This window comes from Thauera carbonicopians (genome assembly GCF_025699485.1).
GTDB lineage: Bacteria > Pseudomonadota > Gammaproteobacteria > Burkholderiales > Rhodocyclaceae > Thauera.
Genome location: NZ_JANUXN010000002.1, coordinates 254,589 through 278,289 on the forward strand (window position 1 = coordinate 254,589; position 23,701 = coordinate 278,289).

The 23,701-nt window shown below is 67.0% G+C and carries 24 protein-coding genes and 1 tRNA gene; 10 read left to right on the forward strand and 15 right to left on the reverse strand.

Going from position 1 to position 23,701, the window contains the following annotated elements:
* The first annotated feature begins 19 nt into the window (after positions 1-19).
* Positions 20-1,852, forward strand: a complete 1,833-nt coding sequence (locus tag NX068_RS03745; protein WP_263459947.1) for a sulfatase-like hydrolase/transferase — start codon at positions 20-22, stop codon at positions 1,850-1,852.
* Between the two features lie 102 nt (positions 1,853-1,954).
* Here the strand turns inward: NX068_RS03745 and NX068_RS03750 are convergent, their stop codons facing one another.
* The 3 genes from NX068_RS03750 to NX068_RS03760 form a co-directional block, all read right to left on the reverse strand.
* Entirely contained in the window at positions 1,955-2,335 is a 381-nt protein-coding gene (locus NX068_RS03750) for a thioredoxin family protein (protein ID WP_263459948.1), read from the reverse strand.
* Between the two features lie 102 nt (positions 2,336-2,437).
* Positions 2,438-4,435, reverse strand: a complete 1,998-nt coding sequence (locus NX068_RS03755) for a peptidase U32 family protein (protein ID WP_263459949.1) — start codon at positions 4,433-4,435, stop codon at positions 2,438-2,440.
* 104 nt (positions 4,436-4,539) lie between these two features.
* Positions 4,540-4,893, reverse strand: a complete 354-nt coding sequence (locus NX068_RS03760; protein ID WP_263459950.1) for a VanZ family protein — start codon at positions 4,891-4,893, stop codon at positions 4,540-4,542.
* A gap of 58 nt (positions 4,894-4,951) precedes the next feature.
* On the opposite strand from NX068_RS03760, the gene NX068_RS03765 reads away from it, so the two are divergent.
* The gene (locus NX068_RS03765; RefSeq protein ID WP_442806680.1) at positions 4,952-6,106 is read left to right on the forward strand and encodes a PQQ-dependent sugar dehydrogenase; all 1,155 of its coding nucleotides are present in this window, start codon (positions 4,952-4,954) and stop codon (positions 6,104-6,106) included.
* A 71-nt stretch (positions 6,107-6,177) separates the two neighbouring features.
* Entirely contained in the window at positions 6,178-6,546 is a 369-nt protein-coding gene (locus tag NX068_RS03770; protein ID WP_263459951.1) for a diacylglycerol kinase, read from the forward strand.
* A 64-nt stretch (positions 6,547-6,610) separates the two neighbouring features.
* Here NX068_RS03770 and mepK read toward each other — a convergent pair whose 3' ends face one another.
* A complete protein-coding gene (gene mepK / locus NX068_RS03775) occupies positions 6,611-7,174 on the reverse strand; it encodes a peptidoglycan L,D-endopeptidase MepK (protein WP_263459952.1) in 564 nt (187 codons plus the stop codon).
* A 39-nt stretch (positions 7,175-7,213) separates the two neighbouring features.
* On the opposite strand from mepK, the gene NX068_RS03780 reads away from it, so the two are divergent.
* The 3 genes from NX068_RS03780 (at position 7,214) to NX068_RS03790 (ending at position 11,127) form a co-directional block, all read left to right on the forward strand.
* Positions 7,214-8,947: a L,D-transpeptidase family protein gene (locus NX068_RS03780; RefSeq protein ID WP_263459953.1), complete on the forward strand. Its 1,734-nt coding sequence runs from the start codon at positions 7,214-7,216 to the stop codon at positions 8,945-8,947.
* 96 nt (positions 8,948-9,043) lie between these two features.
* The gene (locus tag NX068_RS03785) at positions 9,044-10,276 is read left to right on the forward strand and encodes a glycosyltransferase family 4 protein (protein WP_263459954.1); all 1,233 of its coding nucleotides are present in this window, start codon (positions 9,044-9,046) and stop codon (positions 10,274-10,276) included.
* Positions 10,276-11,127 (forward strand): UDP-2,3-diacylglucosamine diphosphatase, encoded by an 852-nt coding sequence (locus NX068_RS03790; RefSeq protein ID WP_263459955.1) that lies wholly within the window; start codon positions 10,276-10,278, stop codon positions 11,125-11,127. Before NX068_RS03785 ends, NX068_RS03790 begins: the two co-directional genes overlap by 1 nt.
* Here the strand turns inward: NX068_RS03790 and NX068_RS03795 are convergent.
* From NX068_RS03795 to NX068_RS03830, 8 genes are all read right to left on the reverse strand, one after another.
* Positions 11,106-11,339: a hypothetical protein gene (locus tag NX068_RS03795; protein ID WP_263459956.1), complete on the reverse strand. Its 234-nt coding sequence runs from the start codon at positions 11,337-11,339 to the stop codon at positions 11,106-11,108. The two genes, NX068_RS03790 and NX068_RS03795, sit on opposite strands and share 22 nt — an antisense overlap.
* A complete protein-coding gene (locus tag NX068_RS03800) occupies positions 11,336-12,589 on the reverse strand; it encodes an MFS transporter (protein WP_327084800.1) in 1,254 nt (417 codons plus the stop codon). Before NX068_RS03800 ends, NX068_RS03795 begins: the two co-directional genes overlap by 4 nt.
* 89 nt (positions 12,590-12,678) lie before the next feature.
* The gene (locus tag NX068_RS03805; RefSeq protein ID WP_263459958.1) at positions 12,679-13,065 is read right to left on the reverse strand and encodes an H-NS histone family protein; all 387 of its coding nucleotides are present in this window, start codon (positions 13,063-13,065) and stop codon (positions 12,679-12,681) included.
* 54 nt (positions 13,066-13,119) lie between these two features.
* A tRNA-Ser gene (locus NX068_RS03810) sits at positions 13,120-13,210 on the reverse strand.
* A gap of 109 nt (positions 13,211-13,319) precedes the next feature.
* A complete protein-coding gene (locus tag NX068_RS03815; RefSeq protein ID WP_263459959.1) occupies positions 13,320-13,682 on the reverse strand; it encodes an Hpt domain-containing protein in 363 nt (120 codons plus the stop codon).
* Positions 13,683-14,060: a response regulator gene (locus NX068_RS03820; RefSeq protein WP_263459960.1), complete on the reverse strand. Its 378-nt coding sequence runs from the start codon at positions 14,058-14,060 to the stop codon at positions 13,683-13,685.
* Positions 14,057-16,624 (reverse strand): sensor histidine kinase, encoded by a 2,568-nt coding sequence (locus NX068_RS03825; protein WP_263459961.1) that lies wholly within the window; start codon positions 16,622-16,624, stop codon positions 14,057-14,059. Before NX068_RS03825 ends, NX068_RS03820 begins: the two co-directional genes overlap by 4 nt.
* A 25-nt stretch (positions 16,625-16,649) precedes the next feature.
* Positions 16,650-17,261: a response regulator gene (locus tag NX068_RS03830; RefSeq protein WP_263459962.1), complete on the reverse strand. Its 612-nt coding sequence runs from the start codon at positions 17,259-17,261 to the stop codon at positions 16,650-16,652.
* Positions 17,262-17,456: 195 nt separating this feature from the next.
* Here NX068_RS03830 and NX068_RS03835 point away from each other — a divergent pair, with 195 nt between their 5' ends.
* Positions 17,457-17,837 (forward strand): DUF2237 family protein, encoded by a 381-nt coding sequence (locus NX068_RS03835; RefSeq protein ID WP_263459963.1) that lies wholly within the window; start codon positions 17,457-17,459, stop codon positions 17,835-17,837.
* Between the two features lie 2 nt (positions 17,838-17,839).
* Entirely contained in the window at positions 17,840-18,148 is a 309-nt protein-coding gene (locus NX068_RS03840) for a DnaJ family domain-containing protein (protein WP_263459964.1), read from the forward strand.
* A 37-nt stretch (positions 18,149-18,185) separates the two neighbouring features.
* On the opposite strand, the gene ettA is transcribed toward NX068_RS03840, so the two are convergent.
* The 3 genes from ettA to NX068_RS03855 all read right to left on the reverse strand — a co-directional run bounded on the left by ettA (position 18,186) and on the right by NX068_RS03855 (position 21,452).
* Complete coding sequence (gene ettA / locus NX068_RS03845; RefSeq protein WP_263459965.1) at positions 18,186-19,850, reverse strand: energy-dependent translational throttle protein EttA; 1,665 nt, start codon at positions 19,848-19,850, stop codon at positions 18,186-18,188.
* A 265-nt stretch (positions 19,851-20,115) separates the two neighbouring features.
* Positions 20,116-20,613 (reverse strand): glutathione peroxidase, encoded by a 498-nt coding sequence (locus tag NX068_RS03850; protein ID WP_263459966.1) that lies wholly within the window; start codon positions 20,611-20,613, stop codon positions 20,116-20,118.
* Between the two features lie 62 nt (positions 20,614-20,675).
* Positions 20,676-21,452, reverse strand: coding sequence for a ferredoxin--NADP reductase (locus tag NX068_RS03855; RefSeq protein ID WP_263459967.1), 777 nt, complete (start codon positions 21,450-21,452; stop codon positions 20,676-20,678).
* A 102-nt stretch (positions 21,453-21,554) separates the two neighbouring features.
* On the opposite strand from NX068_RS03855, the gene NX068_RS03860 reads away from it, so the two are divergent.
* Together NX068_RS03860 and NX068_RS03865 are read left to right on the forward strand one after the other, a co-directional pair.
* Positions 21,555-22,481, forward strand: coding sequence for a LysR family transcriptional regulator (locus tag NX068_RS03860; RefSeq protein ID WP_263459968.1), 927 nt, complete (start codon positions 21,555-21,557; stop codon positions 22,479-22,481).
* A gap of 46 nt (positions 22,482-22,527) precedes the next feature.
* A complete protein-coding gene (locus NX068_RS03865; RefSeq protein ID WP_263459969.1) occupies positions 22,528-23,700 on the forward strand; it encodes a M20 aminoacylase family protein in 1,173 nt (390 codons plus the stop codon).
* The last annotated feature ends 1 nt before the right edge of the window (position 23,701 follow it).

Here is a 23,701-nt window from a genome sequence, read left to right on the forward strand (position 1 = left end):
CCTGAGGAAAAAGCTCATCGTGTTCGTCTCCGACCGCCGCCAGCGCGCCCTGTACTGGCTCCTCACCTGGATCGTCTTTGCCCTGCACCTGGGCCGCTTCTTCGATTTCGCCGCGCCGTCCGGGCTGCTGGCCTATCAGCTTGCGCTGGTCGGCAGCTACGCCTTGCTGTTCGTGGCGCCGGTATGGCTCATCGTCCATGTCGCGGGCCGTTTCGCCCCCCGGCTGGCGGCGGTGCTGGCGGTGGCGCTGGCCGGCGTGGTGCAGATCGCGCTGTTCGGCGATCACATGCTGTGGACGCTGTACGGCTTCCACCTCAACGGCTTCGTCTGGAACATCCTGACCACGCCGGGGGGCATCGCCGCGCTGGGTTCGTCGGCTTCGACCGAGCGCGATTTCGCGCTGCTGGCCGCCGGCTTCCTCGTCCTGCAGATCCTGGTCTTCCTCGCCGCGCGCGTGCTGGCGCGGGGCTCCGTGCCGGCGCCGCGGCTGGCATGGGTGCTGCCGCTGTTCCTCGTCGTCACCGTCGGTGAGCGCCTGGGTTATGCGGTGAGCCATTTCTACGGCTACACGCCGCTGCTGGAAAACGCCCAGCGCGTGCCTTTCTACCAGCCGCTGACGATGCGCAGCCTGTTCGAGAAGCAGTTCGGCTGGGAGCGTCCGCAGCGGCTCAAGCTGGCGACCGCCAAGCTCGACGGCAGCCTGCGCTATCCGCAGGCGCGGCTGCGCGTCGAGCCGCCGGCCAGGCCGCTGAACGTCGTCTGGCTGGTCGCCGAGTCGTGGCGGGCGGACACGCTCGATCCGCGCGTGATGCCGCAGACCCATGCGCTGGCCGAGCGGGCGCAGCACTTCACCCATCATTTCTCCGGCGGCAACGGCACCCGCATCGGCGTCTTCAGCCAGTTCTACAGCCTGCCGGCGAACCTGTGGTTCCCGGTACTGGACGCGCGCATCGGCAGTCCGCTGATCCAGGTGCTGCAGAATCAGGACTACCAGATCAAGCTGTTCACCAGCGCGCGCTTCACCTACCCGGAGTTCGACAAGACCGTGTTCGTCGACGTGCCGCGCGAGCAGATGGTGGAGGATTCGGAAGGCGAAACCTGGATGCGCGACCGCCGCAACGTCGACCGCCTGATCGAGTTCGTCGATCAGCGCGATCCCTCGCGGCCGTTCATGACCTTCCTGTTCTTCGAGTCGCCGCACGCCAACTACAACTTCCCGCCCGAATCGGTGATCGAGCCGGGCTATCTCGAAGATTTCAGCTATGCCGACATGGAACTGCGGGACAAGATTAGCGGCATCCACAAGCGCTACATCAACGCGGTCCACCACCTCGATAGCCAGCTCGGCAAGCTGATGGCGCACCTCGAACGCCGCGGCCTGCTCGAGGACACGCTGGTGGTCATCACCGGCGACCATGGCGAGGAGTTCATGGAGAAGGGGCGCTGGGGGCACAACTCGACCTTCGTCGATGAACAGGTGCGCGTGCCGCTGCTGCTGTGGGTGCCGGGCCGGGAGCCTCGGCAGATCGATGCCCGCACCAGCCATGCCGACCTGCTGCCGACGATCCTGCCGCTGCTCGGCGTCACCAATCCGCCGTCGGACTACGCCATCGGCCACAGCCTGTTCGATCCGCAGCCGAACCGCGTGCTGCTGGCCGGCGACTGGGACCGCCTGGCCTTCCTGGGCGAGGATTACAAGCTGGTGCTGCCTTTTGGCAGCGGCAGCTTCACCGCGATACAGGTCAGCGGCGCGGACGACCGGACGCTGGCCGACGAATCCGCGGTGCTGCGGGCGACGCTGCCGACGGTGCAGGGCGAAATGGGACGGCTGCGGCGCTTCCTGGGGCACTGAAGGCCGATCGGCACGGCCCTTGAGCGGGCCGTTGTCTGATGGGTTTCGCTCGCGCTCCACCTGCGCGGCCCGACCTGTCCTGTGAGCTTGGGGGAGTGGGTGTCAGCCCGCCAGCCAGCGCCCCAGCGCGGCGACTTCGCTGGGAACCCGTTGCGGCCTGCCGTCGAGCGCGATGCTCTCGATCAGGCGGGCGAGCACCGCTTCCAGCGGCAGCGAGGGGCCGAAATGCAGGGCTTCGCCGTGCCTGAAGATGGCCAGCGTGGGAAAGCTGTCGAGGTCGATGTCGCCGACGATGTCGGCATCGTCCTCGATGTCCGCCCACGCCGTCAGGATCTCGGGATGGGCTGCGGCGACGTGCTCCAGTACCGGCCGGAATTCGCGGCAGGTGCCGCACCACTCCGCGCACAGCGCGATGACGACGAGCGCGCCATCGGCCTGGCCGAGACGGCCAGGAAGGGTGTCGAGCGGAAGCAGGGAGGACATCGGCGGCTCGGTTGTGTAGTGCTTGGACGCAGTATATGCAGGATGGGGTGGCCCGAGCCATTCACTGCTTCTGCTTACGCCGCAAAGTATTCGACGGCGGACTCAATGGTGCGGCGAGTGGAGGTGCTCCTTCTCGGCCGCAGGCTTGTTCGGGAAAAAGCTGACCTTCTGCGCCACCACGCTGTCGCGCATTTTTGCGATGTGCGGCTTCATCGCACCGACGACGTGCATTTCGCAGCGCTTGCAGTCGAAGCGCAGCGTCAGCGTCTCGTTGCCATTGACCAGTTGCATCGGCTCGGGGCGGATGCCTTTCACTTCCTTGGGGCACAGGTTGAAGCTGTAGCGCAGGCAGTGCTTGGTGATCATCAGCGAGACCTCGTCGGTACGCTGGTTCTCCTCGAACGCGGCGTCGATGAGCTTGACGCCGTGGCGGGCGTAGAAGGCGCGCGCCCTGTCGTTGAGCACGTTGGCGAGATAACTCAGCGCGTCCTGCGGATAGGGCACCGGCGGTTCGACCGGCGCGGCGCGCGGCGGGCGTGGATGGGCGGCAAGGCGGGCGGCTTCCAGCCGCTCGACGGCATCGCGGCGCAGCGCGTTGAGCTGGCCGGCGGGCAGGAAGGGCAGCGCCGGCAGGCCGAGCGTCAGCGTGTCGAGCACGAACAGGGTGTTGCCGAGCTTGCCGATGTGCTCGCGCAGTGTCGTTCGGGCGCGCTCGGCGTTCTGCGCCGGCTCGAAGGCGGCGGCGAGCGTGGCGCTGGCGTGGATGCCGTCCTCGTCGGTGAACGTCAGCGCAAAGCCGTCCGTGGTCGCGGCAAAATGCGCATCGACGCGGATGCGGCGCTCGGCGGATTTCTTCTCCAGCGCGCGCTCGAATTCGTGGTCGTGGTTGCGGAACACCGAAGTGCCGGGCACCAGTTCGGGCGGCAGCGCGTCGGCCGGGAAGATGCGGTCGATGCCTTCGCCGCCGCCATCGGGCTCAGAACGGTTGACCCGCAGGCCGGCGAGTTCGCCCTTCGGGCCGTACCAGCTCAGGCCGTCGGCGTTGTGGATCGGCGCGCTGCGTTCGACGTCGAAGAACCTGCGGCCCTTGGTGTCGATCTTCGTCACCCGGCCGATCGGTTCGCCGACGAACTTGGGCGACTCGAAGGCCTCGATGCCGTGCCGGCGCTCGTTGGCGAAGTAGTCGGTGTAGCCGCGGTTGAAGGTCTTGTCCGCCTGCGGCGTGAACAGGAAGGTGGTACGGCCGCTGGACGCGCGTCGGTAGACCGGGCCATCGGCCTCGGGATGCTCGATGATGTCGTCGAGCAGCGTGCGGTAATGGGCGGTGATGTTCTTGACGTAGGACAGATCCTTGTAGCGGCCTTCGATCTTGAACGAGCTGATGCCGGCCGCCGCCAGCGCGCGCAGGTTGGCGCTCTGGTTGTTGTCCTTCATCGACAGCATGTGGCGCTGGCTGGCGATGGTGTTGCCGTCCTTGTCCTTGAGGTCGTAGGGCAGTCTACAGGCCTGCGAGCATTCGCCGCGGTTGGCGCTGCGGCCGGTGTGGGCGTGGCTGATGTAGCACTGGCCGGAGAAGGCCACGCACAGCGCGCCGTGCACGAAGTATTCGAGCTGACAGGAGGTGGCGTCGGCGATCCTGCGCACTTCGGCCAGCGACAGCTCGCGCGCCAGCACGATCTGCGAGAAGCCGACGTCCTGCAGGAAGCGCGCCTTGCTGGCGTCGCGGATGTCGGTCTGGGTGCTAGCGTGGAGCTGGATCGGCGGCAGGTCGAGTTCGAGCAGGCCCATGTCCTGCACGATCAGCGCGTCCACGCCGGCGTCGTACAGCTGCCGGATCAGCTTGCGCGCCGGCTCCAGTTCATGGTCGAACAGAATGGTGTTGGTGGCGACGAAGACTTCGGCATGGTAGCGATGGGCATGTGCCGCCAGGCGGGCGATGTCCTCGACGCTGTTGTCGGCCGCCGAGCGGGCACCGAAAGCCGGGCCGCCGATGTACACCGCGTCCGCGCCGTGGTTGATGGCCTCGATGCCGAAATCGGCGGTCTTGGCCGGGGCGAGGAGTTCGAGGGTGTGGCGAGCGGGGGTATGGCTGGGATTCATGGCACGGCTCGGCGGCGTTCGGCACGCAAACGCTTGATTGGAAAGGCCGCGATGATAGCAACAGGCTGGTGTGCTGACGAGCGGCAGGCTGTTGCGGAATCCATTCAGGCCTGCCCGGCGGCTCGGCGCCTGGACAGCACGACCGGGATCAGCACGAGCAGGCCGATGGCGTCGGCGACCCAGTCCCATGGATCGGCGGTCCGGTAGCCGGTCTGGCCCTGGGCGAGCTCCATCGCCGCGCCGTAGAGCAGCAGGCCGATGGCGATGCGCAGCGGATGATCCGGCCAGCCCGCCACCGCCAGCAGCGCGAGTGCGGCGAACAAGGCCGCATGCTCGATCTTGTCCTGCCAGGACACGATCTGCACGATGTCGGGCGCCGGCATCAGGGCGAGATAGAGCACGGCGATGAGTGCGGCGACGAAGGCGAGGCGGAAAGTCGTGCGAACGGATGAAGTCATGGGCAGTCGGATGGAATGGTGCGGGTTGGTGTCGAATGAAACGAGGGAGGCTGAAGGAATGAGGAAAGTGAAAGGATTTCGTGGTCTGGTGTCGGCAACGGTGCTTGCCGCCGGTGTGTTCGTCTGCGGGCCGTCGCTTGCGGCCGATGCCGTACTGAACACCGAGTCCGGCCAGGTGAAGCCGGTCGAGGTGGCGCGCGGCCTGGATACGCCGTGGTCCATGGCCTTCCTGCCCGACGGCCGCCTGCTGCTGACCGAGCGGCCCGGCCGCATGCGGCTGGTGGGCAAGGATGGTACGGTTTCGGCGCCGCTGGCGGGCGTGCCCGAAGTGCATGCGCGTGGGCAGGGCGGCCTGCTGGACGTGGCGCTGAGCCCGAACTTTGCAACAGACCGGACGATCGTGTTTTCGTTCGCGCAGCCGACCGCTGCCGGTGCGCGCACCGCCGTCGCGCGGGCACGGCTGGATGCCGAGGCGCTGAAGCTGGATGAGGTGAAAGTGATCTTTGCCCAGAACGAAGACCCTTCGGGCAACCACCACTGGGGTTCGCGGCTGGTGTTCGACCGCGAAGGCCGGCTGTTCGTCACGCTCGGCGACCGCTTCCATTCGCGCGACCGCGCACAGGTGCTGGACAGCCATCTGGGCAAGATCGTGCGCATCGACCTGGATGGCGGCGTGCCCGGCGACAATCCGTTCGTACGGCAGGCGGAAGGCGCATCGAAGGCGCAGCCCGAGATCTGGTCCTGGGGCCACCGCAACGTGCAGGGCGCGGCGCTCCATCCGCTGACCGGCGAACTGTGGGCGCACGAGCACGGTCCGCAGGGCGGCGACGAACTGAACCGGGTGTTGCCGGGGCGCAACTACGGCTGGCCGGTGATCACCTACGGCCGCGAATACGTGGTCGGCACCCGTATCGGCGAAGGCACGGAACGTGCCGATATCGAGCCGCCGATCAAGCAATGGACGCCGTCGATCGCGCCCTCGGGCATGGCGTTCTACACCGGCGACGTGTTTCCGCAGTGGAAGGGAAACGTGTTCGTCGGCGCGCTGAAGTTCCAGTTGCTGGCGCGCCTGGTGCTGGAGGACGGCAAGGTCGTGCATGAGGAGCGCCTGGACATCGGCCGGCGCATCCGCGACGTGCGCCAGGGGCCGGACGGACATCTGTGGCTGCTGGACGAAAGCGATGGGCGGGTGTTGCGCCTCGATCCCGCCTGAACGTTTTTCCCACGTTTTTTGTGTAATGATCGCGCGCTCTTCAAACCACCATTTCAATCCGGAAGCGATCGATGGAAAGCCCGTTCAAAGGCAAGACCGGCCTGCGCAGGGTCTGGAACGCCTTTCACTATTCACTGGATGGGCTGGGTGCAGCCTGGCGCCACGAGGATGCCTTTCGCCAGGAGGCGCTGCTGACGCTGCTGCTGATCCCGCTGGCGCTGTGGCTGGGGGAAAACGCGGTCGAGCGCGTGCTGATGATCGGCAGCGTGCTGCTGGTGCTGATCGTGGAGCTGGTGAACTCCGCCGTCGAGGCCGCGGTCGACCGGATTTCACTGGAGCATCATCCGCTGTCCAAGCGCGCCAAGGACGTCGGCAGCGCGGCGGTCATGATCGCCCTGATCAACGTTGCTGCGGTGTGGGGGCTGGTGCTGCTGGGCTGAATGCCCGGGAGTGTTCGGGTTCCGGGCCGGCTCCTTGCCCGTCCGCTCGGGCTCGGCCACGGGGTCAGGCGGTTTTCGGTCCCCAACTGCGCACCGGCCCGGTGTCGATATGGACGAAGTCCGAATCCGGGTAATAACCCACGCCGCCCGCGCCCAGCGCCAGGGCCGCGTCGCGCAGGCGTGCGGTGTCGCAGCCGACCAAGCGGATGTCGACGGCCTTGCCGTCCATGTGCAGGCTGCGCTTGGCGACGCCACCGCCGCCGGTGCGGCGCAGCATCTTGTTGGTCTTGGGCGAGCGGTAGCCCGAGATGATTTCGAAGGTGCCCCCGCCGCAGGTCACACTCAGCGCGTGGAGGATGTCGTAGAGTCGGGGGTCGATGCGGGCGACTTCGCCGGTGCGGAAATCGCGGAACAGCCGGTTCAGGCTCCGCATTGCGGGTTCGACGTAGCCATTGCGGTTGCGGTACAGGGTGTCGAGCCGTTCGTCGGTGTGCGTGTGGCGGAAAGCCAGATGGCGGTCCGTGGCGGCATGGGCGGAGGCGAAGGGCAAGGCCAGCGGCAGCGTGGAGAGCCCTTTCAGGAACAGGCGGCGATGCGCGCAGGCATGATGGCGGGAAGTCGAGACCATGGATATTCTTTTACCGACACAGACAGACTCGAAGGCGGCATGCTACCCGAACTCCTGATCGATTGGCGCAAATCATTCGCCTCCGCCGGCACGGCATTGGCATTGGCTATGACCTGTCCGCAGCCGGCGCTGGCACTCGGCACCGGGCCGGTGGACGAAACGGTGGTGGAGGGCAGCGCCGATGGCGAAGTGGTGCCCGAGGCCGTCGTAGATCTGCCGGGCCTGATCGAAAACCGTCTGGCGGTGTCGATGCGCGCGGCCGACGATGTCACCGTGCTGTTCTACCGCCAGCGTGGCTTCCTGCCCGCATGGACACGGCCGGAACTGCTGCAGGGGCTGGTCGAGGCGGTGGAGGCGCTCGACGAGCACGGCCTCGATCCGGCGGATTTTGCTCCGGACACGCTGCGCACCGAAGCGCTGCGGCCGCAGCAGGAACTGTCGCCCGACGGCGTGGCGGAGCGCGAGCTGCTGTTCACCGACACGCTTGCACGCCTGGTGCAGCAGTTGCGCCACGGCAAGGTCGATCCGCGCCGCCTGTATCGGGACTGGAATTTCTCCCGGCCGGCGGCGCCCGGGGAGCAGGCCGGACGCCTTGCGCGCTTGCTCGACATGCCGGACGGCGGCGACGTGCCGGGAAGCGGGCAGGCAGCGGAGCGGTCCGGACTGGCGGCGGCGGTGCTGGCGCAGGCGCCGGACTTCGAGCTGTACCGGCAACTGCAGCTTGCCTTGAAGCAATACCGCAGCATCGCAGCCGAAACGGGCGACTGGCCGAAAGTGTCGGCAGGACCGACGCTGCGTCCGGGCGAACGCGGTGCGCGCGTGGTCGAGGTCCGCACGCGCCTGGTGGCCGAAGGCGAGACCGAGCTGGCCTGGAGTGCGGACGCCGCGCTGTTCGACCCGGCGCTGGCCGAGGCGGTGAAGCGCTTCCAGCAGCGCGCCGGCCTGGCGCCGGACGCGGCGATCGGCCGCCAGACGGTGGAGGCGCTCAACCTGGGGCCGGCGCAGCGCGTGGCGCAGGTCCGCGTCAATCTCGAACGGCTGCGCTGGGTGGCGCAGGACATGCAGGGCGACCATCTGCTGGTGGACCTGACCGGCTACCAGGCCCGTCTCCAGCGCGGCGGGCAGCTTGCCTGGTCGTCGCGGGTGATCATCGGCAAGCCCGCGCGCGAGACGCCTGCGCTGCTCGACAGCGTGCAGTACCTGGTGCTGAACCCGAAGTGGGTGGTGCCGCCGACGATCCTGCGCGAAGACCTGATCCCCGGCGTGATCCGCGATCCGGACTATCTCGCCAAGCGCCGCATGCGGGTGGTGGATCACGCCGGGGAAGAGCTCGATGCGCAGCAGATCGACTGGGAGGCCGCGCGCAGGCACGGTTTCCCGTATCTGGTGGAGCAGAATCCGGGCGCGGACGGTTCGCTCGGCCGCATCAAGTTCGCGCTTGCCAATCCCTATCTGATCTATCTGCACGACACCAATACGCGTGCGCTGTTCAGGCGCGACACGCGCGCGCTCAGCTCGGGCTGCGTACGGGTCGAGAAGCCGCTCGAACTGGCGACCTTGCTGCTGGACGATGCGCAGCGCTGGAGCCCGGAGGCGCTGGAGGAGGCACTGGCCACCGGCAAGACGCGCACGGTGACGGTGAGGCGCAAGCTTCCGGTGTTGCTGCACTACGCCACCGCGGCTCTGGACGACGACGGGCGGATGCAGTTCCGGCCCGACATCTATGCCCGCGATACGGTGGTGCTGGCAGCACTGAGAGGTACTGTCCGCTGAAGCGAAGCGGATCATGGCGCGGCCGAGGCCGCCCTGTCATGCCCTGTACATGAGGACGTAACGTAGTCGTCTCTTTCGCCGCCTATGCTGCGGCGCATGAAAGTGATCGACTTCACGACCGAAGAGCTCTGCCGTGATTCACGCCTGCGTATCGCACTGGTGACCGAGACCTGGCCGCCGGAAGTCAACGGCGTGGCGATGACGCTCAAGCGCATGGTCGACGGCCTGATCCGGCGGGGGCACGGCATCCAGCTCATCCGCCCGAAGCAGACCACCGGGGATGTCGCCAGCCGTGGCGGCGCGCTGGAAGAGGTGTTGTCGCGCGGGATCAAGCTGCCGCGCTACGACGGACTCAAGTTCGGCCTGCCGGCCAAGTCCAGCCTGGTGCGCACGTGGTCGCGGCAGCGGCCCGACCTGGTGCACGTGGCGACCGAGGGGCCACTCGGCTGGACCGCGGTATCGGCCGCGCGCAAGCTGCGCCTGCCGGTCACGTCGGATTTCCATACCCGTTTCGAGCATTACAGCGCGCACTACGGCGTGGGCTGGCTGAGCCAGCCGGTCGCCGCCTACCTGCGCCGCTTCCACAACCGCACGGCCGCCACCTTCGTGCCGACCGCCGAACTGGCGGGGGCGCTGGCCGCCCAGGGCTACGAGCGGGTCGAGGTGATTTCGCGCGGGGTGGATACGGTGCAGTATTCTCCGGCACGCCGCAGCGAGGCGCTGCGCCGGCAATGGGGGGTGGCGCCGGGCGGCATCGCGGTCGTCAGCGTCGGACGGCTGGCGCCGGAGAAGAACCTCGGGCTCACCCTGCGCACCTTCGCCGCCATCCGCGAGCATCGCCCGGACGCGCGGATGGTCGTCGTCGGCGACGGGCCGATGCGCGAGGCCATCGCCCGCGAATGTCCGCATGCGGTGCTTGCCGGCATGCGGCATGGCGAGGATCTGGCAGCCCACTACGCATCGGCCGATCTGTTCCTGTTTCCCAGCCTGACCGAGACCTTCGGCAACGTCACGCTCGAAGGCATGGCGAGCGGGCTGTGCACCGTGGCTTACGACTATGCCGCAGCCGCCGAGGTGATCCGCGACCTGCACAACGGCGCGATCGTGTGCTGCGGCGACGAGGAAGGCTTCATCCAGCGCGCCGTCCAGCTGGCCTGTGCGGACGGGCTGCGTGCCGACATCGGCCGCGAGGCGCGGCGCACCGCGGAAGGCATCGACTGGGAGCGGGTCTGCGACCATTTCGCCGAAGCCCTCCGGAGTGCCTGGCGGGGCAAGGCCCTTGCCCATGACGGTCGAGTCTCGTTACGCATCCAGGGAGGGGAAAGCTGATGCCTGCCGTTCGCACGATCTTCATTTCCGATGTCCACCTCGGCACTCGGGCAAGCCAGGCCGAGAGCCTGCGTGCCTTCCTGAAAGAGTACGAGTCGGAGTACCTCTACCTGCTCGGCGACATCATCGACTTCTGGGCGATGAGCCGCAGCGTGCAGTGGGCGCCGGCGCACAACACCGTGGTGCAGAAGGTGCTGCGCCGCGCGCGCCAGGGCGGCAAGGTGTTCTTCATTCCCGGCAATCACGATGAGATCCTGCGCGAGTATGTCGGCGCCGCCTTCGGCAACATCCGCATCGAACGCGAATGGGTCCACGAGACCATCGACGGCCGGCGCTACTGGCTGATCCACGGCGATGAATACGACCAGGTCACGCGCCACCACCGCTGGGTCGCGGTGCTGGGCGACGTGGCCTACAACACGCTCGTGCGCCTGAACGTCGTGCTGTCGCGCGTGCGCCGCTTCCTGCACATCCCCGGCTATTGGTCGCTGGCGGGTTATGCCAAACAGAAGGTCAAGCGTGCGGTCAGCTTCATCTTCGACTTCGAGGATGCGGTGGCGCATGCCGCGCAGCAGCGCGGTGTGGACGGGGTGATCTGCGGCCACATCCATTCGGCGTCGGACCGCCGTATCGGCAAGGTGCGCTACCTGAACTGCGGCGACTGGGTCGATACCTGCAGCGCCGTCGTCGAGCACTACGACGGCCGCATCGAGGTGCTGCACTGGGGCATGGAGGCCGCGGTGCCGCTGCCTGCCGGCGAAGCCGAGGTGCGCCCGCTTCCGGTGGCGCCTGCGGGCAAGGCGCGCTCGCCGCTGGACCTCGAGCGGATCTATCTCGCGCCGGACGTCTGATCGCCCGACGGGCTGTCTTCGCGCATCAGGCCGATGGCCAGGCGCAGGCCGAGCCAGGCATTCATCAGCGCGAGACCCGCGACCACGGCCATCGCCAGCGGCACCAGCGGATAGCTGCGCAGGATCCAGGCCAGGATCGACGACAGGACGTTGAGCACCAGCATCATCCAGAACGCCGGGTTGCGCGGCTGCCAGAGACGGGAAAACTTCATCGAGGCTCCAGGGACGAGCGGGTGCCGAGCGTGTCGCGGCGATGGAGGGCGTAGACGCCGAGCGCCAGCACGACCTCGATGGCGCCGATGCTGACGAACACCGGTGCATGCGGGCTGGCGCTGAAGCTGCCGTAGAAGGCCAGCAGCAGGCTGCTGATCAGCGGCCCGGCGGCAAAGCCGAGCGAGCCAGCCATGTTGAACGCAGCCAGCGCGCTGGCGCGGCAGTCTTCGCCGCCGTAGTGCGCGGCCAGCACCAGCGAGGGGGCGTACATCAGCGCTGCGATCACGCCGCCGGCGGCCATGGTGCCGACGATCCAGGCCGCGGGCACGAAAGCCAGCGCGCCGAGGAACACGCCATACAGGATGCTGCCGGCGACCATCATCGAGAACGGATCCCAGCGCCGCGACAAGTGGCCGGCAGGCCAGGTCAGCAGCGAGAAGGGAATCAGGAAAGCGGCCATCGCCATGCCGATGGCGCGGGCGTCGAAGCCCAGCGTGAGGCCGAAGTAGAGCGACAGCGTGGAGACGATGAAGCCCACGGTCAGCCGGTCGGCGAAGGAGAAGGCGAGCGGTACCGCGAGCGCGCGGCGGGTGCGCAGCGTATCGAGGATTTCGCCGATCGCCATGCGTGGCCGCGCCGTCGTGGGGTCGTGCAGGCCGATGGCGCCGACCGCCGCCAACGCCAGCGACAGCAGCCCGCCGCCCAGCGGCACCCATAGCGGGTCGATGCCGCCGACCACGCCGCCGAGCGGCGCGCCGGTGGCCACGCCCAGGCTGATCGAGGCGCCGATCGCGCCCATGCGGCCACCCAGTCCGCCGCGTCCGACCTGGTCCGAACCCAGCGCCATCAGCAGCGACAGCGCCGACATGTGAGCGAAGCCTTCGAGCAGGCGGAGGCCGAGCAGCAGGGCGTAGCTGTCGAACTGGCGGTAGGCGAAGGCGATGCCGAGCAGCGTGAGCCCGTTCAGGATCAGTGCGGCCACCGCCAGCTTCTTGCGTTTGCCCAGCCGGTCGGACAGCAGGCCGGCGACCGGGGCGCCGATGAGGGCGCCGATCATGTTGATCGACATGAAGAAATGGCTGCCGAACTGCCCCAGGCCGTCGAAGCGCTGGGCGGTGAACGAGGACAGTACCGGCACCATGCCTGTGACCGGCAGCATCAGGCCGAACAGCAGCAGAAGCGGCGCCAGGGCCTGTAATGGCGATGTGCGGTTTGCAGGCGCTGCTGGGGGGGAAATCGGAACGGCCATGTGCGCAGTCGATGGAGAAACCGTGGAGGGCGACTGCGCAATGATACGACGGCTCCGCAAGCGGGTCCGCGCGTGTCGCTCCATCTATGTCACTGGCTGCGCGTCGGGAACAGCGATCTCACCGGCCGGTGGCTGGCGGCGAGCTTTTCCGCGGCGTTTTCCATCGCGCTCCAGGAACCGCCGTGCGCCAGGTAGGCGGTGACCCAGTCCGGCGTCGGGCCTTCGCCGGTCCAGGTCAGCGTGCGGCTGGCCGGATGCACGTAGCGGATCACGGGCGTGGTTCCGCTCACCGCGGCCTGTTCCGGCTGCGGAGGCGTTTCATCCGTCGGGGAGGGGGCTGCCTCGGTCACGGCTTCGACTGCAGGCGGCGTGGCGGGCGCTTGGGCCGCGCTTTCGCGCGCTGCAATTTCCTGCTTGATCTCGGCAAGCAGCGTCTCCAGTTCCGGGAGGGTGTGCTTGCTCAGGCTGAAAGGCATACGGGACCGATGCAAAAAAGACCCTAGGAGGGAGCAGGGCCTTTTCGATGATTCTGGCGGACAGGGCGGGATTCGAACCCGCGTCAGGGTATTACCCTGAACACGCTTTCCAGGCGTGCGACTTAAACCACTCATCCACCTGTCCGGGAAGCCGGCAATTATAGTCGCCCGAACGGGAATCGGGAAGAAGATTTTGACGAGCCTCCGGATTTTCGCGTGGAGCTGCCGTCCCGGGGTTCGGGCGAATCCGCGACTCAGTCGCGTTCGAGATAGTCGGCGACTTCTCCGGCGACAGCGCCGAGTTCCTGCAGCAGCGTATCGATGTCGGACGGCCCCGGCACGAAACCGGCTGCAGGGGACTTGCAGCGCAGTTCGAGCGCTCTGGCCATGTCCGCCCCTGCGGTGGCGCGGATCTGTGCCAGCGTGCCGCGCAGTGCATGGGTGGTGCGCGCGAGCTGCGGCGCGTCGCCGGCTTCGGCCGCGGCGCGGAGTTCACCCTCGGCGGTGCTGCGCCAATCGCCGAAGGCGGCGAGCACCGTGCGGACGATCTCGTGATTGTCGAACAGGTCGGCGAGCAGGGCCTGGGGATCGAAGTGGGCGTATGGAGAGGCCTGCATTCAATCCCGCTCCGGGCTGCCGATCGCCTGCGTCAGCGATGCGAAGGTGATCGGCTTGATCAGGGTGGCATCGAAACCGCCACTCAGAAAGCGCTCGGCGTCTTCGGTCATGGCATGCGCAGTGTAGGCGATGATGCGGATGCCCTGCCATTCCGGCCGGGCGCGGATCAGTGCGCAGGCGGTTTCGCCGCCCATGTTCGGCATCGAGATGTCGAGCAGTATCGCCGCCGGCTGGATATCTTCCAGCCGTGCCAGCATGGCGGGCGCGCTGTCGAAGGTTTCGACCGTCCAGCCGAGCCGGTTGAGCAGGGCGTTGGCGACCTTGAGGTTGATGTCGTTGTCGTCGGTGACGAAAGCAAGCTGTGTCGAGATGTTCATGATGTGCTGCGTGCCTCGCTCGATGCGGCTTTACGGGGCAGGGTCACGGTGAATGCCGAGCCGGCGCCCGGTGTCGATTCGACGTCGAGCCTGCCGCCCATCATTTCCGTCATCTGGCGCGCCAGGGACAGGCCCAGGCCGGTGCCGCGATGGCGCCGTGTCAGGAAGTTCTCCGCCTGGTAGAAAGGCTCGAAGATGTGCGGCAGTTCGTTTGCCGGAATGCCGATGCCCGAGTCGGCGACGGTGATCATGATATGCGAATTCTGTTCGCGGACGCGGATTGTAATACGGCCTTCGTGGGTGAACTTCACCGCGTTGGAGAGCAGGTTGTCGATGATCTGGCGCAGGCGGACCGGATCCGCGTCGACCTCGCAGGCGGTGTCGGGCAGTTCGGTGACCAGTTCGACCCCCTTGGCGCTGGTGCTGACGCGGTGCAGCGCGGCGATGGTCGACAGCAGGGGGGTGATGGCGACGTGCTGCACGTCGAGCACGAGGCGGTTGGCCTCGATCTTGGCCAGGTCGAGCACGTCGTTGAGCACCGCCATCAGGTGCTGGCCGCTGTCGCGGATGGTTTCCGCATGCTCGCGCATCTCGTCGTCGGCGGTCTCGAGGCTGAGCACTTCGGCCAGGCCGATGATGCCGTTGAGCGGCGTGCGCAGCTCGTGCGACATGTTGGCGAGGAACTCGCTCTTCATGCGGTTGGCCTGCTCGGCGGTGCGGCGGGCGTCCTCGAGGCGTACGATCGATGCCTGCACGGCATCGGCCATGCGGTTGAAGGAATGGTTCAACTGGGCCATCTCGTCCTGGCCGCGGACCTTCAGTCGGTGATCGAGGTCGCCGTGCTGGAAGCGGTAGATGCCGCCGATGACGTTGGTGATACGCCGCGTCAGCAGGTGGGCCATCCAGATCGCGATCAGGATCACGGCGGCGATCATCAGCAGCGTGGACATCGTGATGCCGATGGTGGTCTGGTGCAGGTTGTGGTGGATGTCGGCGATCAGCGCGTCGCGTTCGTCGCGGGTCTTCCGGTCGGCCAGCGCGATCATGTCGGCGATGCGGCGCCCGGATTCGGTGGCGGCGCGATGGAATTCATCGACGTTGGCGCCGATCGTGACGTAGCCGAAGCCGCGTGGCGTCCTGCCGTAATTGCCGGTGTAGTAGGGAATCGTCGCCACCGTGGTGAGCTTGCTCAGGCCGCTGAAAAAGATGCTGAACGAGCCCGAGCCGCCGTGTTCGGTCAGGTCGTGCCAGCCGCGGCACTGCGGCGAGAAGTTGAGGTAGCGGCAGTCCAGCGAAACCCAGCCGGACGCGACCGATGCCGGGTGGGCCTCGCGCGTCAGGCGCTGGTCGCGATAGGGTTCGACGCGCAGCGCGAATGCGTGCCAGGGCAGGCCGCTGGCCTGCCATTCGTCGTACAGCTCGGTGTCCAGCAGCGGCGGGGCCGGCTGGCCGGTGTCGGGATCGACGCCGTGGATGAAGTAGTCGCGGGCGTGCGAGACGTTGCGTCCCAGGTAGTCCCACATGAAGGCGTAGTTGCCCGATTCCGGGTCCGCGATCGATGCGCGCCGCGCGGCAGTGGGGCGCACGTGGTCGGTGAAGGCCATCAGATGCGCATGGTCGAGCGCGAGCGTGACGTAGCCGATGATGCTGCCGTCCTGCACGACCGGTGTCGCCCAGCGGATGAGGCCTTCGAAGCGTTTGCCGACGGGGTTTTCCAGGCCGGCGTAGCCGGACTGCTCGGGGGTGAAGGGCCGTTGCTGCTCGCTCGCAGCCGCGGGCGTATACGGGCCGATCCATTGGGTCCGGACCTGGGCGCCGATCACGTCCGAGACGTGGATTTCGCCGGGCTGGAGTGCTTTCAGCGCCGGCCAGTAGCGCTCGGCGCGCACGAAAGTGTTCTCGGGGCGGCTGATGTCGCGCAGTTCGGGTGACAGCAGGCGCGCTCCGCTGGCGCTCAACTGCTTGACTTGCTCGACGCCGTCGAGCCCGATGAAGGTGATCTCGAGGAACAGCGGACGCGGCTGGACCTTGGCAGCGGTGCTGGGGGCGCGATAGTGGAGGTTGTGCGCGTTGTCCGGCAGGGGAGCCCGCACCAGCCGGAGGTCCGGCTCAGGGGGATCGACTTCGACCCAGCCCTTGCCGTCATCGCTCGGCCGGTAGGCACCGTGATCCTCGAGGAGGCGGTGGTGGTTGTCGATGAAGCGCCGGTAGCGGGCCGCCGTGGGTTCGATGGCGGCTGCCCGGCGAATGTCCTGGTCCCGGTCGTAAAGGAATTGCGCGACTTCGTGGGCGATGCCGGTGGTGAGCTCCTCGATGGCTTCGCGCGAACGGTTGTCGAGCGCCTCGATGGCGTCGTCGATTGCCGTCTTGCCGGTGATGCGCTGGGTTTCGCGCATCGCATCCGACATCGAGACCACGCGGTAGGTGACGCGCCGGGCCAGATCGCTGGTGGCGCCCCAGGCGAAGAGCGCGAGCAGCAGCAGCGGAACGACCTTGATCGCGACGAAGATCGCGATCAGCTTTGCGCGCAGGCTCAGCGCCTCGACCAGGGACAGAATGCGCATAGGCGAACCCGCTGACGCGAAGGAATCAGCGTATGCGCTTGTGCCGGGCGACCAGGGCCTGCATGTAGCCCTGCAACTGATGGAAGGGCACGGGCTTGCGATAGACGGTCACGTCTTCGGGCAGGCCGCCTTCGGCCTCGATCTCGTCGGCGGTCAAGGCAGAGACGACGACGATCGCCGTTTCGCTGGCGACCGGATTCTCGCGAAGGCGGCGGATCATCTCGAAACCGTCCAGACCCGGCATGCGCAGGTCGGCGATCAGCAGGTCGGGCGGCTGCCGGCCGAGTTCGACCAGGGCATCGAGGCCGTGGTCGAGCACGCACAACTCGATGTCGATCGGCCAACTGGCGAAAGTCTCGCGGTAGAGCGTCTGCAGCAGGCTGTCGTCCTCGACCACCACCACGCGGAGCTTGTTGCCTTCGTTGCGCTGGCGGGCAGGCGTGCTGCCCTGTTGGCTGCGGGCGAGCAGGGCGTCGACCGAGTCCTGGCGGATGCGACGGTGGCCGCCGGCCGTCTTCCAGCCGGCCAGCGCACCGCTTTCGACCATCTGCTGAACGGCTCCGAGCGACAGGCCGAGTTGGCGAGCGGCTTGGGCGGTACTGATGAATTCGCGATTGGAGTCAGTGTTGCGCGCCATGAGCAAGGAATCCGACAGATTTCGTAAAAGGACTAAAATAACAGCAATCGCCATGCAGTCGCAAATGCGAATGTAATCTAATCGGAAATGCGTATCGGGCAGGCGCATTCCGGAAGGGAAACCCTATCCTGCCCGCGTACCGGGGCAAGGATATGCTTGCTGCCGGAATATCAGCATGGAAGCATCTGAACAGGCATGAACACTTCGAAAAACGTATTGGGCGGGCCCTTGCTCGCCTGCAGCTATGCTCCGCTGACGGGCTTCTTTCGTACCGGTTGCTGCGAGACGGGTGCGGACGACCTGGGCCGCCACGTCGTCTGCGTCCGCGTCACCGACGAATTTCTCCGTTTTTCGCGCAGCGTCGGCAACGACCTGTCCACGCCGAGACCCGAGTATCGTTTCGCCGGACTCAAGGCGGGAGATCGTTGGTGCCTGTGCGCGATGCGCTGGAAGGAGGCCTGGCAGGCCGGTGCGGCGCCGCCGGTGGTGCTGGAGGCGACCCACGAAGCCGCGCTGCAAGTCGTCGATCTCGACACGCTGAAGGCCCATGCCTACGGTGCCGCGACAGGGCCCTGATCTTGGCGTCGATCTACGACATTCTCGCCGAGCAGCGCATTGCCGATGCCCTGCGCCGCGGCGACTTCGATCACCTGCCGGGCGCAGGAAAGCCGCTGGCGTTCGACGACGAGGCGCTGGTGCCGGCGGAGCAGCGCATGGTCAACACGATCTTGCGCAACGCCGGTTTCTGCCCGCCGGAGATCGGCTTGCGCAAGGAGATCGCCCGGCTGCGCAGCGAGATCGCGGGCCTGGAGGCAGGGGCACGGCGCAGCGCCCTGCGCAGGCGGCTGGCGCTGCTGATCCTGCAGATGGCGGAAACCAGGCGCTGAGCGGCGGCACCGCCGCCTGCGCCGCGGTTCACCTGGATCAGCGCGCGATCGGCTTGTAGCGGATCCGCTTCGGCTTGGCGCCTTCCTCGCCCAGGCGCTTCTTCTTGTCTTCCTCGTATTCCTGGTAGTTGCCGGCGAAGAAGGTCCATTGCGAATCGCCTTCTGCCGCCAGGATGTGGGTGCAGATGCGGTCCAGGAACCAGCGGTCGTGGCTGATCACCAGCGCGCAGCCGGCGAATTCCAGCAGCGCGTCTTCCAGCGCGCGCAGAGTCTCGACGTCGAGGTCGTTGGACGGTTCGTCCAGCAGCAGCACGTTGCCGCCCTGGATCAGGGTCTTGGCCAGGTGCAGGCGGCCGCGCTCGCCGCCGGACAGCTTGCCGACGATCTTCTGCTGGTCGCCGCCCTTGAAGTTGAAGCGGCCGATGTAGGCGCGGCTCGGCATCTCGAAGCGGCCCACGGTCAGCACGTCGGCACCGTCGGCGATGGCGTCGAACACCGTCTTGTCGTTGGCCAGGCCTTCGCGGCTCTGGTCGACCGCGGCGATCTTCACCGTCTGGCCGATCTCGACGCTGCCGGAATCCGGCGTGTCGCGGCCTTCGATCATCCTGAACAGCGTCGATTTACCCGCGCCGTTGGGGCCGATGATGCCGACGATGGCACCCGGCGGGATGCTGAAGCTGACATCGTCCATCAGCAGCTTGTCGCCGAAGGCCTTGCTGACCTTGTCGAACTCGATGACCTTGTCGCCGAGGCGCTCGCCGGGCGGGATGAAGATTTCCTGCGTCTCGTTGCGGCGCTGGTATTCGACGCTGGCCATTTCCTCGTAGCGGGCCAGGCGGGCCTTGGACTTGGCCTGGCGCGCCTTCGGGTTGGAGCGCGCCCATTCCAGCTCCTGCTTCATCGCCTTCTGGTGCGCGGCTTCCTGCTTGGCTTCCTGCGCCAGCCGTTCGCCCTTCTGCTCCAGCCAGGACGAATAGTTGCCCTTCCACGGGATGCCGTGGCCGCGGTCGAGTTCGAGGATCCACTCGGCGGCGTTGTCGAGGAAGTAGCGGTCGTGGGTGACGGCCACCACGGTGCCGGGGAAGCGGGTCAGGAACTGCTCCAGCCACTCGACCGATTCGGCGTCGAGGTGGTTGGTCGGTTCGTCCAGCAGCAGCATGTCCGGCTTGGACAGCAGCAGCTTGCACAGCGCGACGCGGCGCTTCTCGCCGCCGGACAGATTGCCGATGACGGCTTCCCACGGCGGCAGGCGCAGTGCGTCGGCGGCGATTTCCATCTGGTGCTCGATGTCGCTGCCGGCGGTGGCGAGGATGTTCTCGTACTTCGCCTGTTCCTCGGCCAGCTTGTCGAAGTCGGCGTCCGGTTCGGCGTAGGCGGCGTAGACCTCCTCCAGCTTCTGGCGCGCCTCCATGATCTCGCCCAGCGCGGACTCGACTTCTTCCTTCACCGTCTTGGCCGGGTCGAGCTCGGGCTCCTGCGGCAGGTAGCCGATGCGCTGGCCGGCGAGCCACTGCACCTCACCGTCGTATTCCTTGTCCACCCCGGCCATGATGCGCAGCACGGTGGACTTGCCCGAGCCGTTGAGGCCGAGCAGGCCGATCTTGGCGCCGGGGAAGAAGGAGAGCGAAATATCCTTGATGATCTGGCGCTTGGGCGGAACGATCTTGCTCACGCGCAGCATCGACATGACGTACTGGGCCAATTGCTTACCTCGCAGACGGTTGGGGTCGGGCGAAAAGGCGGCAGTCTACCCGAGCGGCGCGGCGCTGGCATCCTGGAGGGGAGGCTTCATGTGGCCTCATCTCTTGCAGGCTGGAGCGAAGTGCTGCCGTCCTCCAGCTTTCTCCGTGCGAGGAGTGCTTTAGCCGGGGGCGCCGAGCCGCGAACAGGGCTGCGATGCGGCTTCCACGGCCGTGTTCGCGGCTGAGGCCGCTCCGACGCGCTCTTGCGGGGACGGGATTTGTTTTTCAGCCCTGTGCTTCAGCCAGCATGGCTTCGATGTCCTGCACCAACTCCTCGGGCGTGGTCGTCGGTGCGTAGCGCTCGATGCGCTGGCCGTCGCGGCTGACGAGGAACTTGGTGAAGTTCCACTTGATCGCTTCGGTGCCGAGGATGCCCTTGGCGTGCTGCTTCAGCCAGACGTACAGTGGATGGGCGCCGTCGCAGTTGACGTCGATCTTGGCGAACATCGGAAAGCTGACGCCGTAGTTCTTCTCGCAGAAGGCGCCGATTTCCTCGGCGCTGCCCGGTTCCTGCGCGCCGAACTGGTTGCACGGAAAACCGAGCACCACCAAGCCGCGGTCCTCGTAGGTCCGGTACAGCTTCTCGAGTCCGGCGTAATGCGGGGTGAGGCCGCACTGGCTGGCGGTATTGACGATCAGCAGCACCTTGCCGGCGTATTCACCCAGCGTGGTGGAGCCGCCGGCCAGGCGTTCGACTTCGATGTCGTGGATGGAAGAAGACATGCGAGGCTCCGGAAGGGGTTGGGAGGAGTTGGAGCCCCGCATGCTTGAAAAAGTTTGCGGGTTTATTTCTCGACGAAGGCGCGCTCGATCACGTAGTCGCCCGGCTGGCCGATGCGCGGCGACATCTTGAAGCCGCGGGCGTCGAGCATGGCGCAGCTGTCCGCGTTCATCGCCTGGCTGCCGCAGATCATCACGCGGTCCACCGCGGGGTCCAGCGGCGGCAGGCCGATGTCGGTGAACAGCTTGCCGGATTCGACCAGATGGGTGATGCGGCCGGTGTTGCGGAAGGGCTCGCGGGTGACGGTGGGGTAATAGGTCAGCTGCTTGCGGACCTGCTCGCCGAAGAACTCGTTCTGCGGCAGTTCCTGGGTGATGAAGTCGGTGTAGGCGAGCTCGGAGACGAAGCGCACGCCGTGGATCAGCACCACTTTCTCGAAGCGCTCGTAGGTCTCCGGGTCCTGGATCACGCTCAGGAAGGGGGCCAGGCCGGTGCCGGTGGCGAGCAGGTAGAGGTGCTTGCCGGGATTCAGGTCGTGCAGCACCAGCGTACCGGTGGGCTTCTTGCTGACGATGACCGGATCGCCTTCGCGCAGGTGCTGCAGGCGCGAGGTCAGCGGGCCGTCCTGCACCTTGATGCTGAAGAACTCGAGATGCTCCTCGTAGTTGGGGCTGGCGATCGAATAGGCGCGAGTCAGCGGCTTGCCATCGACGTCCAGCCCGATCATCACGAACTGGCCATTCTCGAAGCGCAGGCCCGGGTCGCGGGTGGTGCGGAAGCTGAACAGCGAATCGTTCCAGTGATGGACGCTGATGACACGTTCGGTAAGCAGGTTGCTCATGGCGGGCGCTCTTGCTGGGCGAATGGAAATGGGCTGCATTCTAGATGCGCTGGCTTACTTGTTTAGTGGATAATCTTCATATGAGTTACCTGTAAATTAGATATGCGATTCACCTTGCGCCAGATCCAGGTCTTCGTCGCCATCGCCAGCAACGACAACGTGTCGCGCGCGGCGGAAGTGCTGAGCCTGTCGCAGTCCGCCACCAGCGCGGCGCTGGCCGAGCTCGAGGGCCAGTTCGACCAGCAGTTGTTCGACCGCCACGGCAAGCGTCTGCGTCTCAACGAGCAGGGCAGGCTGCTGTTGCCGCGCGCGGTCGAACTGCTCGACCGCGCCGAGGAAATGGATGCGCTGCTGCGCGGCGAACGCGGCCTGGGCAGCCTGCGCGTCGGTGCCACGCTGACGATCGGCAACTACCTGCTGCCGCTGATCGTCTCCGAGTTCCTGCAACGCCACCCGGAAAGCCGGGTCAAGCTCGAAGTGCGCAATACCGCCACCATCACCGCGATGCTGGCGCGCTACGAGATCGACCTCGGCTTGATGGAAGGCCTGGTGGTCGACCGCGAACTGGAAACGGAACAGTGGGTCGAGGACGAACTGGTGGTGTTCTGCGCGCCGGGCCATCGCCTGGCCGGGCGCAAGACGGTGGCGTTCAGCGAGATCGCCTACGAACCCTGGATCCTGCGGGAGCTCGGTTCCGGCACGCGCGAGACTTTCGACCAGGCTTTGCGCCACTGGCCGGGCGGTGTATTGCCCCGGCTGGAACTGGAGCACACCGAAGCGGTCAAGCGTGCGGTGGAAAGTGGGCTGGGGCTGGGCTGCCTGTCGCGGCTGTCGCTGCGCGACGCCTTTCGCCGAGGCAGTCTGGTGCCGCTCGAAACCCCCGAACTGGATCTGAAACGGCATTTCTGCTTCGCCTGGCACCGCGGCAAGTACCACAGCGCGGCCATCCGCCGCTTCCTCGACGATTGCCGCGCCTTTGCCGCCGGCGCCCGGCGCAGCGACGAGATTCCGCTGCCAGCGGTGCGCTGAGGCAGAATACACTCTCTCCCCCAATGGACTTCCGCACGGTGCAGCCATGAGCGTCATCGAATCCGTCCGTCCCCTGCACGGCAAACTCACCGCCATCCGGCGCGACATCCACGCCCACCCCGAACTCGCGTTCGAGGAGCACCGCACCGCCGAACTCGTCGCCCGCCATCTCGAAGCGCTCGGCATCGAGACCCATCGCGGCATCGGCGGCACCGGCGTGGTCGGCGTCGTGCGCGGTGGCCGCAGCCTGCGCGCGATCGGCCTGCGCGCCGACATGGATGCGTTGCCGATCACCGAGCGCAACACTTTTGCGCACAAATCCACCATACAGGGCTGCATGCACGCCTGTGGCCACGACGGCCACACCACGATGCTGCTCGGCGCCGCCGAGGCGCTGGCGACGCGCAAGGACTTCGACGGCACGGTGTATCTGATCTTCCAGCCCGCCGAGGAAGGCGAGGGCGGCGCACCGGCGATGATCGCCGACGGCCTGTTCGACCGCTTTCCGATGGAGGCCGTATTAGGTATGCACAACTGGCCGGGCATGGAGGCGGGAAGCTTCGCCATCCACAGTGGCCCGGTGATGGCCAGCGCCGACCGCTTCGACATCCGCTTCACCGGTGTCGGCGCGCACGCGGCGATGCCCCACCTGGGCGTGGACCCGGTGGTCGCCGGCGCGGCTTTCGTGCAGGCGGCGCAGACCCTGGTCAGCCGCAGGCTCGATCCGATCGACGCTGGCGTGGTGTCGGTGACCCAGTTCCATGCCGGCGAGGCCTACAACGTCATTCCCGACCGCGCCGAGCTGTGCGGCACGGTGCGCACTTTCGCGGCGGAGGTGCGCGACCGCCTGGAGCGCGGCCTGCGCCAGGTCGCCGAAGGCATCGCCGCCAGCCATGGCGTGCAGCTTGCCTTCGAATACCGGCGGGGCTACCCGCCGACGATCAACACCGCCGACGAAGCCGCGCTGTGTGCCGAGGCGGCGCGCGCGGTGGTCGGTCCGGAGCGGGTGTTCACCGACCGCCGCCCGAGCATGGGCGCGGAAGACTTCGCCTACTTCCTGCAGGAGAGGCCCGGTGCCTATGTCTGGATCGGCAACGGGCCGGGCGAGGGCGGCTGCACGCTGCACAATCCCCATTACGACTTCAACGACGAGGTGCTGCCGACCGGTGTCGCCTACTGGTGCCAGTTGGCGCGCACCCTGCTGGCGGCGTCGCGCTGAG

Excerpts from the sequence above, each read along its gene's own strand:
- NX068_RS03860 (WP_263459968.1), top strand. The coding sequence starts at position 21,555 with ATGCGATTCACCTTGCGCCAGATCCAGGTCTTCGTCGCCATCGCCAGC.
- NX068_RS03765 (WP_442806680.1), top strand. The coding sequence starts at position 4,952 with ATGAGGAAAGTGAAAGGATTTCGTGGTCTGGTGTCGGCAACGGTGCTT.
- NX068_RS03790 (WP_263459955.1), top strand. The coding sequence starts at position 10,276 with ATGCCTGCCGTTCGCACGATCTTCATTTCCGATGTCCACCTCGGCACT.
- NX068_RS03855 (WP_263459967.1), bottom strand. The coding sequence starts at position 21,452 with ATGAGCAACCTGCTTACCGAACGTGTCATCAGCGTCCATCACTGGAAC.
- NX068_RS03815 (WP_263459959.1), bottom strand. The coding sequence starts at position 13,682 with ATGCAGGCCTCTCCATACGCCCACTTCGATCCCCAGGCCCTGCTCGCC.
- NX068_RS03750 (WP_263459948.1), bottom strand. The coding sequence starts at position 2,335 with ATGTCCTCCCTGCTTCCGCTCGACACCCTTCCTGGCCGTCTCGGCCAG.
- NX068_RS03760 (WP_263459950.1), bottom strand. The coding sequence starts at position 4,893 with ATGACTTCATCCGTTCGCACGACTTTCCGCCTCGCCTTCGTCGCCGCA.
- NX068_RS03850 (WP_263459966.1), bottom strand. The coding sequence starts at position 20,613 with ATGTCTTCTTCCATCCACGACATCGAAGTCGAACGCCTGGCCGGCGGC.
- NX068_RS03755 (WP_263459949.1), bottom strand. The coding sequence starts at position 4,435 with ATGAATCCCAGCCATACCCCCGCTCGCCACACCCTCGAACTCCTCGCC.
- NX068_RS03800 (WP_327084800.1), bottom strand. The coding sequence starts at position 12,589 with ATGGCCGTTCCGATTTCCCCCCCAGCAGCGCCTGCAAACCGCACATCG.
- NX068_RS03865 (WP_263459969.1), top strand. The coding sequence starts at position 22,528 with ATGAGCGTCATCGAATCCGTCCGTCCCCTGCACGGCAAACTCACCGCC.
- NX068_RS03770 (WP_263459951.1), top strand. The coding sequence starts at position 6,178 with ATGGAAAGCCCGTTCAAAGGCAAGACCGGCCTGCGCAGGGTCTGGAAC.
- NX068_RS03830 (WP_263459962.1), bottom strand. The coding sequence starts at position 17,261 with ATGGCGCGCAACACTGACTCCAATCGCGAATTCATCAGTACCGCCCAA.
- NX068_RS03835 (WP_263459963.1), top strand. The coding sequence starts at position 17,457 with ATGAACACTTCGAAAAACGTATTGGGCGGGCCCTTGCTCGCCTGCAGC.
- NX068_RS03825 (WP_263459961.1), bottom strand. The coding sequence starts at position 16,624 with ATGCGCATTCTGTCCCTGGTCGAGGCGCTGAGCCTGCGCGCAAAGCTG.
- NX068_RS03785 (WP_263459954.1), top strand. The coding sequence starts at position 9,044 with ATGAAAGTGATCGACTTCACGACCGAAGAGCTCTGCCGTGATTCACGC.
- NX068_RS03805 (WP_263459958.1), bottom strand. The coding sequence starts at position 13,065 with ATGCCTTTCAGCCTGAGCAAGCACACCCTCCCGGAACTGGAGACGCTG.
- NX068_RS03795 (WP_263459956.1), bottom strand. The coding sequence starts at position 11,339 with ATGAAGTTTTCCCGTCTCTGGCAGCCGCGCAACCCGGCGTTCTGGATG.
- NX068_RS03780 (WP_263459953.1), top strand. The coding sequence starts at position 7,214 with ATGCTACCCGAACTCCTGATCGATTGGCGCAAATCATTCGCCTCCGCC.
- NX068_RS03820 (WP_263459960.1), bottom strand. The coding sequence starts at position 14,060 with ATGAACATCTCGACACAGCTTGCTTTCGTCACCGACGACAACGACATC.
- mepK (WP_263459952.1), bottom strand. The coding sequence starts at position 7,174 with ATGGTCTCGACTTCCCGCCATCATGCCTGCGCGCATCGCCGCCTGTTC.